Here is a 14,222-nt window from a genome sequence, read left to right as displayed (position 1 = left end):
CGGACACGCCGGAGGCCCGGCACCCCCTCGGGGTGCCGGGCCTCCTGTCGTACGGGCTTGGGCGCCTCGGTCAGGCGTCGAAGACCTCCGCGACGAGCTGCGCCTGCTCGGCCTGGTGACGCTTGGCCGAACCGACCGCCGGGGACGAGGAGTGCGGGCGGGAGATCCGGCGCAGGCGCTCGCCCGCCGGGATGTCCGCGCCGACCGCCAGGTCCAGGTGGTCGATCAGGTTGAGCGCGATGAACGGCCAGGCACCCTGGTTCGCCGGCTCCTCCTGCGCCCAGATGTACTTCGCGGCGTTCGGGTACTTGGCGATCTCGGCCTGGAGCTCGGCACCGGGCAGCGGGTACAGGCGCTCGAGGCGGATGAGCGCGGTCTCCGTGTCGCCCCGCTTCTGACGCTCGGCCTCCAGGTCGTAGTAGACCTTGCCCGAGCAGAAGACAACCTTGCGGACGTCGGCCGGGTTGGCGGTCGAGTCGCCGATCACCGGGCGGAAGCCGCCGGTGGTGAACTCCTCGATCTTCGACGCGGCGGCCTTCAGACGCAGCATCGACTTCGGGGTGAAGACGATGAGCGGCTTGTGGTGCGGGTTGTGCACCTGCCAGCGCAGAAGGTGGAAGTAGTTCGACGGCAGCGTCGGCATGGCGACCGTCATGTTGTCCTGCGCGCACATCTGGAGGAAGCGCTCCGGGCGGGCGGACGAGTGGTCCGGGCCCTGGCCCTCGTAGCCGTGCGGCAGCAGCAGCGTGACGCCGGAGGTCTGGCCCCACTTCTGCTCGGCCGAGGAGATGAACTCGTCCACGACGGTCTGCGCGCCGTTGACGAAGTCACCGAACTGGGCCTCCCAGATCACCAGGGACTCCGGGCGGGCCAGCGAGTAGCCGTACTCGAAGCCCATCGCCGCGTACTCGCTGAGCAGCGAGTCGTAGACGTTGAAGTGGGCCTGGTCCTCGGTCAGGTACAGCAGCGGGGTGTAGTCCTCGCCGGTCTCCTGGTCGACGAGCACCGCGTGGCGCTGGCCGAAGGTGCCGCGGCGGGAGTCCTGGCCCGACAGGCGGACCGAGGTGCCCTCCATCAGCAGCGAGCCGATGGCGAGGGTCTCGCCGAAGCCCCAGTCGATGGTGCCGTCGTCGATCGAGGCCGCGCGGCGCTGCAACTGCGGCATCAGACGCGGGTGGACCGTGATCCGCTCGGGGATGTTGACCTGCGACTCGGCGATCCGCTTCACGACCTCCGCGGAGACCGCCGTGGTGACGGCGACCGGGAACTCGGGCTGCGGGTCCGGGACGTGCGCCGGCGCCGGGGCCGAGGTGGCCTCGCGGACCTCCGCGAACACCTTCTCGAGCTGGCCCTGGAAGTCCTGGAGCGCCTGCTCCGCCTCTTCCAGGGTGATGTCGCCGCGACCGATCAGCGACTCGGTGTACAGCTTGCGCACCGAACGCTTCTTGTCGATCAGGGTGTACATCTGCGGGTTGGTGAACTGCGGGTTGTCGCCCTCGTTGTGACCGCGGCGGCGGTAGCAGATGAGGTCGATCACGACGTCCTTGTTGAACGTCTGGCGGAACTCGAAGGCGAGCCGCGCCACCCGGACGCACGCCTCCGGGTCGTCGCCGTTCACGTGGAAGATCGGCGCCTCGATCATGCGGGCCACGTCCGTCGCGTACATGGAGGAACGCGAGGACTCGGGGGCCGCGGTGAAGCCGACCTGGTTGTTGATGACGATGTGGACCGTGCCGCCGGTGCGGTAGCCGCGCAATTGCGACATGTTCAGCGTCTCGGCGACCACGCCCTGGCCGGCGAAGGCCGCGTCACCGTGCAGGGCGACCGGCAGGACGGTGAAGTCCGTGCCGCCCTTGTTGATGACGTCCTGCTTGGCGCGGGCGACACCCTCCAGGACCGGGTCGACCGCCTCCAGGTGGGAGGGGTTGGCGACCAGCGAGACCTTGATCTGCTCGCCGTCGAGGCCGGTGAAGGTGCCCTCGGCGCCCAGGTGGTACTTCACGTCGCCGGAGCCGTGCATCGACTTCGGGTCGAGGTTGCCCTCGAACTCGCGGAAGATCTGCGCGTACGACTTGCCGACGATGTTCGCGAGGACGTTCAGGCGGCCGCGGTGGGCCATGCCGATGACGACCTCGTCGAGGCGGGACTCCGCCGCGGAGTCGATGACCGCGTCGAGCAGCGGGATGACGGACTCGCCGCCCTCCAGCGAGAAGCGCTTCTGGCCGACGTACTTGGTCTGCAGGAAGGTCTCGAACGCCTCCGCCGCGTTCAGCCGGCGCAGGATGCGGAGCTGCTCCTCGCGCTCCACGCGGGCGTGCGGGCGCTCCACGCGGTCCTGGATCCACTTGCGCTGCTTCGGGTCCTGGATGTGCATGAACTCGATGCCGGTGGTGCGGCAGTACGAGTCGCGGAGCACGCCGAGGATGTCGCGGAGCTTCATCATCGACTTGCCGGCGAAGCCGCCGACCGCGAACTCGCGCTCCAGGTCCCACAGGGTGAGGCCGTGCTCGGTGATGTCCAGGTCGGGGTGCTTGCGCTGCTTGTACTCCAGCGGGTCGGTGTCGGCCATGACGTGGCCGCGGACCCGGTAGGAGTGGATCAGCTCGAAGACCCGGGCGGCCTTGGTGACGTCGTCGTCGTGCGAGGCGTCGATGTCCTTGAGCCAGCGGACCGGCTCGTAGGGGATGCGCAGCGACTTGAAGACGTCGTCGTAGAAGCCGTCCTCGCCGAGGAGGAGGTTGGAGACGATCCGCAGGAACTCGCCGGAGGCCGCGCCCTGGATGACCCGGTGGTCGTAGGTCGAGGTCAGGGTCATGACCTTGGAGATGCCCAGCTTGTTCAGGGTGTCCTGGGAGGTGCCCTGGAACTCGGCCGGGTAGTCCATCGAGCCGACGCCCATGATGACGGACTGACCGGGCATCAGACGCGGGACCGAGTGCACGGTGCCGAGGCCGCCGGGGTTGGTCAGCGAGACCGTGACGCCGGTGAAGTCCTCCATCGTCAGCTTGCCGACGCGGGCGCGCTTGACGATGTCCTCGTACGCCTGCCAGAACTCGAAGAAGTTCAGGGTCTCGGCCTTCTTGATGCCGGCGACGACGAGCTGGCGGTCGCCGTTCGGCTTCACCAGGTCGATCGCGAGGCCGAAGTTCACGTGCTCCGGCTTGACCAGGGTCGGCTTGCCGTCCTTCTCCGCGTAGGACCAGTTCATCGACGGCATGGCCTTGATGGCCTGCACCATGGCGTAGCCGATGAGGTGGGTGAAGGAGATCTTCCCGCCCCGGGCGCGCTTCAGGTGGTTGTTGATGACGATCCGGTTGTCGAAGAGCAGCTTCACCGGGACGGCGCGGACGGACGTGGCCGTCGGCATCTCCAGCGAGGCGTTCATGTTCTTCGCGACCGCGGCGGCCGGGCCGCGCAGGGTGATCAGCTCGGGGCCCGCGGGGGTCTCGGCCTTGGGGGCCTCGGCGGCCTTGGGCTTCGCCGGGGCGGCCGGAGCCGGGGCCGGGGCCGCGGCGGCGGCCGGCTTGGCGGGAGCGGGGGCCGGAGCGGCGGGCGCCGGGGCGGCCGGAGCCGCGGGAGCCGCCGGAGCGGGTACGGCCGCCGGAGCGGCAGGCGCGGCCTGTGCGGGGCCCGCCTGCTGCGCGGCGGGCGCGCTCGGGGTGGTCTGGGTGGCTACTGCCGGGGCGGCCGGGGTCTCCGACGCTCCGGGCTTGTAGTCGGCGAAGAAGTCCCACCAGGCACGATCGACCGAATTCGGGTCCTGGAGGTACTGCTGGTAGATCTCGTCGACGAGCCACTCATTGGCACCGAAGGCGGTCGCAGGGGACTTACCCTGCCCGTCTTGGTCGGTCGGGGAGCTCGGGGTACTGGGGGACTGAGACGACACGGCGGCAACCGCCCTCTTCCGCTTCACAAGGTGATGGACAGCGGAAATAAAGGCTACGCCTCCCTGGCCTGGAGGTGCAGGCCGGGCACTCCAACGTCGCGCAAGTCACACTTGACGACGTGTTTCGCCGCCGTGAATGGCGGGAAACAACCGTGGTTCCGCAGGTGTGAGGGTACGGAGAACCGTGGCTACGGCCGCCCTCGACCGCACCCCTGACCCCGTCCCGCCCGTCCGTTGTCCGTCTCCTGTACGGGGAGTCGTACACGTACACGCAGAACGAGAGCTTCCGGTTCGAACCCTACGTCAATCCCTCGCAGGGAGGCTGCCCGGAAGAGTGAGTCTGATGCGGCAGCCGCGTGACGATTCGGCCACTCCGATGTGGCCACCGTGCAGATCCACCGCCCAGCGGGCGATGGCGAGGCCCAGACCGGTGCCGCCGTCGCTGCCCGGGCCCTGCTGGGCCGGGACCGTGCCCCGGTTGAACCGCTCGAAGACCTTGTGCCGCTCCGACTCGGGAATGCCGGGGCCCTCGTCCTCGACCTCCAGTTGCAGCGAGTCCGGACACGGCCCGCGCCGGGCCCGCACCGTCACGCGCCCGTGCGGCGGGGAGTGCTTCACCGCGTTGTCGATCAGGTTGGCCATCACCTGGTGCAGCCGCTCCGCGTCCGCGTGCGCCGTGAGCTCCGGCGGGGAGACGTCCAGGTGGAGATGGACGTCGGTGCGGTTGTGCAGGCCCGAGGTGGAGGACAGGCCGCGCTGCGAGGCGGCGAGGTTCGCCTCCCGCAGCACCCCGGACAGATAGGGCCAGACCTCGAAGCGGCGTCGCTTGAGCGTGACGACACCGTTGTCGAGCCGTGACAGGTCGAGCAGCGTCTCCACCAGCCGGCCGAGCCGCTCGGTCTGCTTCAGGGCCGTCCGCATGGTCTCCGGATCGGCCTCCGAGACCCCGTCCACGACGTTCTCCAGGACGGCGCGCAGGGCGGCGATCGGCGTGCGCAGCTCGTGCGAGACGTTCGCGACCAGCTCCTTGCGGTGCCGGTCCACCGCCTCCAGGTCGTCCGCCATGCGATTGATCGTCGAGGCCAGGTCGCCCAGCTCGTCACGGCGGTCCGCGCCGCGCACCCGGCGGCTGAAGTCACCGCGCGAGATCGAGCCGGCGACGTGGTTCATCTCGTCCAGCGGGGCGGTCAGGGACTGCGCCACGAACTGGGTGATCAGCAGCGTCGCGATCATCGCGAAGATCGTGATGTACCGGAACTCGGTGGAGGTCCGGATCGCGACCAGGGCGAGACCCGAGGTCAGCAGGACCGCCCCGACGACGAGCGCGCCGAGCTTGGTCTTGATCGAGATCACTATCCGGCGCCGCCGGTCCCGGCGGCCGGTGCCCCGGCCCGCCCGGCTCGGACGGCCCGCGGCCCGCCCCCGCCGGATCACGGCGCCGGGGTCTCCAGCGCGTACCCCACGCCATGGACCGTACGGATGCGCTCGGCTCCGATCTTCCGGCGCAGCGCCTTGATGTGGCTGTCCACCGTGCGGGTGCCGGAGGCGTCCGCCCAGTCCCACACCTCGGCGAGCAACTGCTCACGGGAGAGCACCGCGCGCGGGGTGTTCGCCAGGCAGACCAGCAGGTCGAACTCGGTCGGGGTCAGGTGGACGTCCTCCGCCCGCACCCGCACCCGGCGCTGCGCGTGGTCGATCTCCAGCTCGCCGAGCCGCAGGATCCCGCTGCGCGGGGTCACCGCCGCGAGCGCGGCCCGCTCCACCCGGCGCAGCAGGACGTGCACCCGGGCGGCGAGCTCGCGCATCGAGAACGGCTTCGTCATGTAGTCGTCGGCGCCGACCCCCAGGCCGACCAGCATGTCCGTCTCGTCGTCCCGTGCCGTGAGCATCAGGACCGGGACCGGACGCTGGGCCTGCACCCGGCGGCACACCTCCAGGCCGTCGAAGCCCGGCAGCATCACGTCGAGCACCATCAGGTCCGGCTGCCACGCCTCGGCGGCGTCCACGGCGGCCGGCCCGTCGGTCGCGGTCTGCACCAGGAAGCCCTCGGCACGCAGCCGCGCCGAGATGGCCTCGACGATCGTCGCGTCGTCCTCGACGACAAGGACGCGCCGCTGGGCCCCCGGAGTGGTCGCCGCACCGTGGTGAGTGGTGTGTGTCTGCTCCATTGCCCCGCCTCGCGTCGCCGATGTCGGTGCAGCAGCCTAGAGGCACCGGCGGCGTCAAGGCTACGCAGGTGATCAGGCGGGCCGGACGGCGAGGTGGACCACGTCGGGGACGCCCCGGGCAACCGGGACCTCTTCCGTCCGTACCCCGTTGAATCCGGCATTCCGCAACGACTCTTCGAAATCGGCGGAGGGCCGGGCCGACCACACCGCGAGGATTCCGCCCGGGTTGAGGCGGGCCGCGCAGGCGGCCAAACCCTCGGCGGAATAAAGGGATTCGTTGTCCTCGGTGACCGTCCAGTCGGGCCCGTTGTCGATGTCGAGGCACAGGGCGTCGTACGTGTCGGAGGAGGTGCGCAGGTGCGTGACGAGGTCCGTGTGCAGGATCACGGTTCTCGGATCGGCGAGCGCGGAACCCGAGATCGCGGCGAGCGGACCCTCGCGGTGCCAGTCGATGATCGCCTCCTCACGCTCGGCGACGACGATCCGGCCCCAGCGCGGGTCGGCGGCGGCGTGCGCGAGGGAGAAGCCGACGCCGAGACCGCCGACGAGGACGGCGGCGCGGCCGTGCAGGCGCTCGGGCAGGGCGTCGAGCGCCGCGTCCATGAGCAGCCGCTCGGAGCGGCCGTCGGAGGTGTCCATCAGGAAGGTGCCGTTGGCGATGATCTCGTAGTGCGCGTCGCGTCGGCGCAGGACGACTTCTCCGTACGGGCCCTCGCGGCGGTCGAGGGTGACGGGGCTGGTCATGCTCACTCCGTGGCTCGATGTGTCCGTGGTGTACGTGTGCGTCCCGGCCATCCTGGGCAGGCGGGGGCGGCCGGGACAAACGCTTAATGAGCAGCGGGGGGGGGGCTTACGCCGTGGGATCAGGGCGCGGTGGGCGGTCCGCCCTCCGGGAGGGCGTCGAAGACGCGCTGGAGGGCCGGTGGCCGGTCCTCGCCGTCCCGGGTGACCACGAGCCGGTGGGCGTGGGTGACGTAGTACGTGAAGCCGTCGGCCACCGTCGCCCCACCGGTGGGGCGGGCCGGGACCTTCGCGTAGGCCGGGTCCTCCAGGGCCGCGCGGAGCTCGGCCGCGCCTGCGGCGCTCATCCGGCCCTCCCGGGCCGGTCTGGTGCCGGTGTGGACCCGGTAGCTCCCGTCGTGGTGCACGACCAGCTTGTTGCGGACGCCCGCGAAGCCGCCGTTGACGACGACCTCGACGAGCACCTCCTGAGGGGCCGGCTCGTCGCCGTCGCCGCGCGGGGTGGCGGGGGCCGTGGCGGTGGCGGTGGTGTCGGCGGGTCCGCTCGGCGGCGGAGGGGGGCTCACGGTCGTGTCCGGCCGGTCGTCCGGTGTCGCCGGCGCCTGGGCGCACCCGGCCGCCACGACGAGCGCGGCCAGCAGCGCCGCCGCCCCGTACCGCTTCCCGTACTCCATGAGCCGAGCATGCCCGCTCACCCCCTCCCGGCGCAGCCGGAACGGCGCGATCGGTGCGGACGGCTCGGTCGGTGCGGACCGCCTCAGCCCGTACGGACGACTCCGGTCAGCGGGCCCCGGTAGTACCAGTCGAGCGAGTCGTAGAGCGCCATCCCGTCCGTGGTCGCCGACAGGATGCCGGTGCGCGCGCCGGCCTGCGCGGCCGCCGCCTCCAGGGTGCGCATCACGTTGGCGCCGAGGCCCCGGCGGCGGTGGGCCGGGTCCGTCTCGATCTGGTCGGCGACGGCGGTCGCCCCGGTCGGCGCGATCTGCCCCCGGGTGGCGAGGGTGCCGTCGGGCGCCAGGATCCGGACCCGGATCACCCCGTCACGGGTCTCCGTCGTCCGGGCGTACCCCTCGGGAGGTGCCGGGCGGGCGGACGGGTCGAGCGTCTTGGTCATCATGAAGCCGGGGTCGTCCGGGATCGTCCATCCCGCGGTGATCCACGGCGCCACCTCCTCGGGCCGCGCCATCACCTTGAGCCACGCCCACGGCTCGGTGACGTCCGCGCACAGCTTTCCGACGGACACCGCGTCCGGGTGGGGCAGCACGTGCCGGAAGGGATGCCGGGGCTGCCCCACGTCGATCCGGTACCCCCAGGGCTCGACGACGGCGGCCGGCGTACCCCGGGAGACGGTCCAGCCGGTCACCCAGGCTGATGTAATGGCTGCGATATCCATGAGGGCATTACATCGACTGTTCGCGCTGCGTGGGAGCCTGATCGCTCAGAGCGAACAGCCGGTGGGGAACATTCCGCGGCGCAGGTGCATTGAGTCCACATAGCTCAACTTGACTGCCGAAGGGGAGATCATGGCTTCTGAGTCCATGGCGTCCGTGCCGCTCACTCTGCCTGTGCTGCCGCTCGACGACGAGGTCGTGCTGCCCGGAATGGTGGTGCCGCTGGACCTGTCCGACAACGACGTGCGGGCCGCGGTCGAGGCCGCCCAGGCCGCCGCGCGCGGAGGGAACGGAAAGCCCCGGGTGCTCCTGGTGCCCCGGGTCGACGGCACCTACGCCGGGACCGGCGTCCTCGGCACCGTCGAGCAGGTCGGCCGGCTGTCCGACGGCGACCCGGGCGCGCTCATCCGCGGCCTCGGCCGCGTCCGCATCGGCGCCGGCACCACCGGACCCGGCGCCGCCCTGTGGGTCGAGGGCACCGTCGTCGAGGAGACCGTGCCCGACCCGCTGCCCGGCGCCGTCACCGAACTCGTCAAGGAGTACAAGGCGCTGGCCACGACCTGGCTGAAGAAGCGCGGCGCCTGGCAGGTCGTCGACCGCGTCCAGCAGATCGAGGGCGTCGGCGCCCTCGCCGACAACTCCGGGTACTCGCCCTTCCTCACCGTCGAGCAGAAGGTCGCGCTCCTGGAGACCGCCGACCCCGTCGCCCGCCTCAAGCTCGCCACCACGCAACTGCGCGACCACCTCGCCGAGCAGGACGTCGCCGAGACCATCGCCAAGGACGTCCAGGAGGGCGTCGACAAGCAGCAGCGCGAGTTCCTGCTGCGCCGCCAGCTCGAAGCCGTCCGCAAGGAGCTGCGCGAGCTCAACGGCGAGAGCGAGGGCGACGAGTCCGACGACTACCGCGCCCGCGTCGAGGCCGCCGACCTGCCCGAGAAGGTCCGCGAGGCGGCCCTCAAGGAGGTCGAGAAGCTGGAGCGGGCCAGCGACCAGTCGCCCGAGGGCTCCTGGATCCGCACCTGGCTCGACACCGTCCTCGAACTGCCGTGGAACGAGCGGACCGAGGACCGGTACGACATCCAGGGCGCCAAGGCAGTCCTCGACGCCGAGCACGCGGGCCTGGAGGACGTGAAGGAGCGCATCACCGAGTACCTGGCGGTGCGCAAGCGGCGCGCCGAGCGGGGCCTCGGCGTCGTCGGCGGCCGGCGCGGCGGCGCCGTGCTCGCCCTGGTCGGCCCGCCCGGCGTCGGCAAGACCTCGCTCGGCGAGTCCGTCGCCCACGCGATGGGGCGGAAGTTCGTCCGGGTCGCGCTCGGCGGCGTGCGGGACGAGGCGGAGATCCGCGGCCACCGGCGCACGTACGTGGGCGCCCTGCCCGGCCGGATCGTCCGCGCCGTCAAGGAGGCCGGGTCCATGAACCCGGTGGTCCTCCTCGACGAGATCGACAAGGTCGGCTCCGACTTCCGGGGCGACCCGGCGGCGGCGCTCCTTGAGGTCCTCGACCCCGCGCAGAACCACACCTTCCGCGACCACTACCTGGAGGTCGAGCTCGACCTGAGCGACGTCGTCTTCCTGGCGACGGCGAACGTCCTGGAGGCCATCCCGGAGGCCCTGCGCGACCGCATGGAGCTGGTCCGGCTCGACGGCTACACCGAGGACGAGAAGGTCGTCATCGCCCGTGACCACCTGGTGCCCCGGCAGTTGGAGCGGGCGGGCCTGGAGACCGGCGAGGTCGTCCTGGAGGAGAGCGCGCTGCGCCGGCTGGCCGGCGAGTACACCCGGGAGGCGGGCGTCCGCACCCTGGAGCGCTCCATCGCCCGGCTGCTGCGCAAGGTGGCCGCCCAGCACGAGCTGGGCGAGCGGGAGCTCCCGCTCACCATCGGCGCCGACGACCTGCGCGAGCTGATCGGCCGGCCGCACCATGTGCCCGAGTCCGCCCAGGACCCGGCCGAGCGGCGCACCTCGGTGCCCGGCGTGGCGACCGGCCTCGCGGTGACCGGCGCCGGCGGTGACGTGCTCTTCGTCGAGGCGTCGCTCGCCGACCCGGAGACGGGCGCGGCGGGGCTGACCCTCACCGGCCAACTGGGCGACGTGATGAAGGAGTCCGCGCAGATCGCGCTGTCCTTCCTCCGCTCGCACGGCGCGGAGCTGGAGCTGCCCGTCACCGGTCTGAAGGACCGCGGCGTGCACATCCACTTCCCGGCGGGCGCGGTCCCCAAGGACGGCCCGAGCGCGGGCATCACGATGACGACGGCCCTGGCCTCGCTGCTGTCGGGCCGGCTGGTCCGCACGGACGTCGCCATGACCGGCGAGGTCTCCCTGACCGGCCGGGTCCTGCCGATCGGCGGCGTGAAGCAGAAGCTGCTCGCCGCCCACCGCGCGGGCATCACGACCGTCGTGATCCCCAAGCGGAACGAGGCCGACCTGGACGACGTCCCGGCCGAGATCCTGGACAAGCTGGAGGTCCACCCGGTGACGGACGTCCGCCAGGTCCTGGAGATCGCCCTCACCCCGGCGAAGGTCGCCGTGGGCGCGGCGGCCTGAGCCGCCGCCAGGGGCGCCCCCTCCCCGGAGGGGGCGCCCCGCCGTCGCCGCCGGGTGCCCCCCGGCCCCGGTCTCAGTCGGGGACGGTGCGGCGCACGGCGTCGGCGACGACCGGGCCGAGGCCCGGCTCCTTGTCGTGGGCGGCGCGCTGGAGGTCCGCCCCGGTGCCCTGGGTCAGCAGCAGCTCCACGCCCCGCACCGCGCGGTCCAGGTCGCCCGTGGCCTCCAGGGCCGGGGTGACGTGGTCGAGCAGGGCCGCCAGGACGGTCGCCGCGGGGGCCGGCCGCCAGGTCAGCGGATGCAGCAGCTCGCCCCCGAGGCCGTGCCGGCTGGCCCGCCAGGAGGCCAGCCGCAGCACCGCGGTCGGCACCGGGTCGGCGTCCCGGCCGGCCCGCCAGGCCGCGGCCTCGGTCTCCACCAGGGCGCGGACGAGGACGGCGAGCAGCACGCCGTCCTCCACCCGCTGGCACACGTCCCCGACCCGGACCTCGACGGTCGGATAGCTGCGCGACAGCCGGGCGTCGAAGTAGACCATGTGGTCGTCGACGAGCACCTCGCTCGCCAGCATCGCCCGCGTGGTCTCCTCGTACGTCTCGACGTCGCCGTACAGCTCGCTCGGCCCGCTCATCGGCCAGCGCGACCAGAGCTGGTGGCGCCAGCTCGCGTAGCCCGTGTCCCGGCCCTGCCAGAACGGTGAATTGGCGCTGAGGGCCAGCAGCGGCGCCAGCCAGGGCCGGATCCGGTCGAGCACGCCGACGCCCTCCTCGGCGGAGGTGAGGTGCACATGGACGTGACAGGCGCAGGTGAGCTTGTCGTCCACGAGCCGGGCGAAGCGTTCCTCGATCCGCCGGTACCGGTCGGCGGGGTTGAGCAGCGGTTCGAAGCGCATCGGCGCGGTCGCGAGGGCCGCCACGGCGACCCCCGCCTCCTTGGCGGCGGCCGCGGCCGCGTGCCGGGCCTGCCGCAATTGCTCGTCGAGCTCGGCGGAGGTGAGGCAGGGGCGGGTGGCGATCTCCAGCATCTCGCAGAACAGCTCGGTCTTGGCCGGCTCGACCCGGTCGGCCCGCCGCAGGACGTCGGCGTGCCAGGCGGCGATGTCGGCGACGGTCCCGGCGAGCGGCCGGGGGACCCCGGTGCCTGGATCGACGACGAGCAGTTCCTCCTCCACGCCGAACGTGCGCGGCCCTTCTCCCCGGTGGTAGGTCCACGGCGGCTCCTGGCGCATGGAGTGCACTCCTTCACGGTCGGACGACGGTGCGCTGACGGCCGTTCGAACAGAGCTTTCCTGAACCTTGTCCACGGAAGCACCCACTCCCACCCGTGCTGGTGCGGATGGCGCGAATTCGACACCCGAAGGGGCGCCCGACGCGGGCGCCCCTCTTGAGTCCCTCCGTGAGCCCCTCCGTGAGTCGCTCAGTGAGCCGTGCGGGGAGTGCGGGGTGTCAGTTCTCGCCGCGGCGGCGGGTCAGGAGCAGGCTGCCCGCGCCGAAGGCGGCCAGGGCCCCGGCGCCGGCGAGGGCGAGCGGGAGCGGGGAGGCCGGGGATCCGGCCGCGTCGGCGGAGAGCGCGGGCGCCGCCTCGTCGCCGCCGTGACCGGCGTGGCTGACCGTCGAGAGCGCGGCGCCGTCCGCGAGCTGGGCCTCGGTCGGCGCCTCGGCCGCGGGAGCCCCCGCCGCCGGAGCCCCGGCCCGGGTGCCGGGCGCGGTACCGCCGCCGAAGACGACGTCCGAGCAACTGTAGAAAGCCTCGGGGCTGTCGTTGCGCTGCCACACCATGTAGACGACATGGCGGCCGGTACGGGCCGGGAGGGTGCCGGTGAAGGCGTAGTGGCCGTCGGTCGCGGTGCGGGCGGTGGCGTGCACGGCGACGGGGGTGGTGTCCAGGTCGGACCACTTCAGCGGCCGGGTCGGGTCGAAGCCCTCCTTGGTGACGTACATCGTCATGGTGCCGGAGTGCGGGGCGGTGACCCGGACCTTGAAGCCGAAGGTGCCGGCGGCGACCGCCGTGGCGGGCCAGTCGGTGCGGGCCCAGTCGAGGGCGCGGTACTTCTCGCGGTTGGCCGAGCAGAGCCTGCCGTCCGGGATGAGGGCCCGGTGGTTGCCGTCGGCGTTGGCGATGTTGACCTCGTTCCAGTCGTAGAGGGGCTGGGTGCCGGAGTCGGCGACGAGGTCCTTGCAGACCGGGGAGTCCGGGGACTCCGGCCCCTCCGCGTAACAGGCCGCGATCCGGCTGACCGGGTCGAAGACGGCGCCGTGGGCCTGGGCGGCGGTGGGGGTGAGGGCAGTGAGCGCCGCGGCCGCGGACAGTGCGGCGACGAGGGCGGCTGGGGTGCGGCGGTACGACGGCATGCGGGGGGCTATCTCTCGTGCGTGGGGGAGTACGGGCGAGCAACACACGTGCGGCGCACGGGAGTTGTCCAGCTCCCGGCGCACACCGAGGGTCGCATTGGTCCATACCAATGGGCAAGGGGTGGGGTGGGCCGGGATGCGGCGTCACTGCCCGGGCCCGCGCGCGAAGCGGCCCTCCCGGGGTGCCGCACACCCGGGAGGGCCGCCGTGCCGCGCGCCCCCGTCAGCCGTTGGCGAGCGCCTGGACGCGCGAGAGGTCGCCGTTGAAGTGGTTGTGGTCGCCCACGATCGGGCCGGACGACGTGTACTGCCACATCGTGTAGTAGCTCCAGCCGGCCGGGAGCTCGCCGACCGTCGTCGCGTACCGCGCGATCCACAGCGGGTTGGCGGTGGCGAAGCCGCCGTAGTTGCCGGTGCACTGCTTCCACCAACTGGTCGCCGTGTAGATCACCGGGTCGCGACCGGTCCGGTACTTGTAGCGGTTCACGAAGTCCCGGATCCAGGCGACCATCCCGGACTGGGTCTTGCCGTAGCAGGCCGCGCCGTACGGGTTCCACTCGATGTCCAGCGCCCCCGGCAGCGTCTTGCCGTCCTTGGACCAGCCGCCGCCGTTGTTCACGAAGTAGTCGGCCTGCGCGGCCCCGGTCGACGTGTCGGGCGTCGCGAAGTGGTACGTGCCGCGGATCATGCCCACGTTGTACGAGCCGTTGTACTGCTGCGTGAAGTACGTGTTCTTGTAGTACGTGCCCTCCGTCGCCTTCACGTAGGCCCACCGCACCCCGCTGTTCCACAGCCTCGGCCAGTCCACGTTCCCCTGGTGGCTGGAGACGTCGACGCCCTCGGTCTGGGTGGCCTGGATCGAGATGCCGCCGGGCTTGCCGCCCTGGCCGTCGTGCGGGATCACACCCATGCCCATGTAGGCGGAGCCGCGGGCCGGGACCTGCCGGGCGCCCGGGTCGTCCTGGGCGGCGCTGGCGGTGCCGGAGAGCGTGAGGGGGAGGAGGAGCGCCAGGGCCGCGAGGGCGGCGCCGGCGAGGGACGTTCCGGATCTGTGCACACGCATTGCGTGCCTCCGAAAGGCTCGTGGGGGAGCGGGGGTGACATGTCATGGTGTGGACATGTCAGGCGAGGTCGCCGGGCACGA

At 72.1% G+C, this 14,222-nt stretch carries 10 protein-coding genes; 1 reads left to right on the top strand and 9 read right to left on the bottom strand.

Annotated elements, in window-relative coordinates; all coding sequences use genetic code 11:
• Positions 1-70 precede the first annotated feature (70 nt).
• The 6 genes from ABZ135_RS18190 to ABZ135_RS18165 all read right to left on the bottom strand — a co-directional run bounded on the left by ABZ135_RS18190 (position 71) and on the right by ABZ135_RS18165 (position 8,188).
• Positions 71-3,886, bottom strand: coding sequence for a multifunctional oxoglutarate decarboxylase/oxoglutarate dehydrogenase thiamine pyrophosphate-binding subunit/dihydrolipoyllysine-residue succinyltransferase subunit (locus tag ABZ135_RS18190; RefSeq protein ID WP_356696821.1), 3,816 nt, complete (start codon positions 3,884-3,886; stop codon positions 71-73).
• A gap of 303 nt (positions 3,887-4,189) precedes the next feature.
• Positions 4,190-5,242: a HAMP domain-containing sensor histidine kinase gene (locus ABZ135_RS18185; RefSeq protein ID WP_356696867.1), complete on the bottom strand. Its 1,053-nt coding sequence runs from the start codon at positions 5,240-5,242 to the stop codon at positions 4,190-4,192.
• A 74-nt stretch (positions 5,243-5,316) separates the two neighbouring features.
• Positions 5,317-6,054, bottom strand: coding sequence for a response regulator transcription factor (locus ABZ135_RS18180; protein ID WP_132913532.1), 738 nt, complete (start codon positions 6,052-6,054; stop codon positions 5,317-5,319).
• A gap of 72 nt (positions 6,055-6,126) precedes the next feature.
• On the bottom strand, positions 6,127-6,798 hold the full coding sequence (locus tag ABZ135_RS18175) for a spermidine synthase (protein WP_356696819.1): 672 nt from the start codon (positions 6,796-6,798) through the stop codon (positions 6,127-6,129).
• A gap of 119 nt (positions 6,799-6,917) precedes the next feature.
• Complete coding sequence (locus ABZ135_RS18170) at positions 6,918-7,469, bottom strand: hypothetical protein (protein WP_356696817.1); 552 nt, start codon at positions 7,467-7,469, stop codon at positions 6,918-6,920.
• 83 nt (positions 7,470-7,552) lie between these two features.
• A complete protein-coding gene (locus ABZ135_RS18165) occupies positions 7,553-8,188 on the bottom strand; it encodes a GNAT family N-acetyltransferase (protein WP_356696815.1) in 636 nt (211 codons plus the stop codon).
• Positions 8,189-8,318: 130 nt separating this feature from the next.
• On the opposite strand from ABZ135_RS18165, the gene lon reads away from it, so the two are divergent.
• A complete protein-coding gene (lon, locus tag ABZ135_RS18160; RefSeq protein ID WP_356696813.1) occupies positions 8,319-10,730 on the top strand; it encodes an endopeptidase La in 2,412 nt (803 codons plus the stop codon).
• A 73-nt stretch (positions 10,731-10,803) separates the two neighbouring features.
• Here lon and ABZ135_RS18155 read toward each other — a convergent pair whose 3' ends face one another.
• From ABZ135_RS18155 to ABZ135_RS18145, 3 genes are all read right to left on the bottom strand, one after another.
• On the bottom strand, positions 10,804-11,955 hold the full coding sequence (locus ABZ135_RS18155; RefSeq protein WP_356696811.1) for a glutamate--cysteine ligase: 1,152 nt from the start codon (positions 11,953-11,955) through the stop codon (positions 10,804-10,806).
• A 217-nt stretch (positions 11,956-12,172) separates the two neighbouring features.
• On the bottom strand, positions 12,173-13,078 hold the full coding sequence (locus ABZ135_RS18150) for a lytic polysaccharide monooxygenase (protein WP_356696809.1): 906 nt from the start codon (positions 13,076-13,078) through the stop codon (positions 12,173-12,175).
• Positions 13,079-13,301: 223 nt separating this feature from the next.
• Entirely contained in the window at positions 13,302-14,141 is an 840-nt protein-coding gene (locus ABZ135_RS18145) for a lysozyme (protein ID WP_356696807.1), read from the bottom strand.
• Between the last annotated feature and the right edge of the window lie 81 nt (positions 14,142-14,222).

The organism is Streptomyces sp. NPDC006339 (assembly GCF_040612775.1).
Lineage (GTDB): Bacteria > Actinomycetota > Actinomycetes > Streptomycetales > Streptomycetaceae > Streptomyces.
The sequence above is the reverse complement of the archived record's forward strand: the minus strand, read 5'-3'. Positions and strand labels throughout refer to the sequence as shown.

Coding starts and splice junctions, on each gene's coding strand:
- ABZ135_RS18155 (WP_356696811.1), bottom strand. CDS start 11,955: ATGCGCCAGGAGCCGCCGTGGACCTACCACCGGGGAGAAGGGCCGCGC.
- ABZ135_RS18170 (WP_356696817.1), bottom strand. CDS start 7,469: ATGGAGTACGGGAAGCGGTACGGGGCGGCGGCGCTGCTGGCCGCGCTC.
- ABZ135_RS18165 (WP_356696815.1), bottom strand. CDS start 8,188: ATGGATATCGCAGCCATTACATCAGCCTGGGTGACCGGCTGGACCGTC.
- ABZ135_RS18145 (WP_356696807.1), bottom strand. CDS start 14,141: ATGCGTGTGCACAGATCCGGAACGTCCCTCGCCGGCGCCGCCCTCGCG.
- lon (WP_356696813.1), top strand. CDS start 8,319: ATGGCTTCTGAGTCCATGGCGTCCGTGCCGCTCACTCTGCCTGTGCTG.
- ABZ135_RS18180 (WP_132913532.1), bottom strand. CDS start 6,054: ATGGAGCAGACACACACCACTCACCACGGTGCGGCGACCACTCCGGGG.
- ABZ135_RS18175 (WP_356696819.1), bottom strand. CDS start 6,798: ATGACCAGCCCCGTCACCCTCGACCGCCGCGAGGGCCCGTACGGAGAA.
- ABZ135_RS18150 (WP_356696809.1), bottom strand. CDS start 13,078: ATGCCGTCGTACCGCCGCACCCCAGCCGCCCTCGTCGCCGCACTGTCC.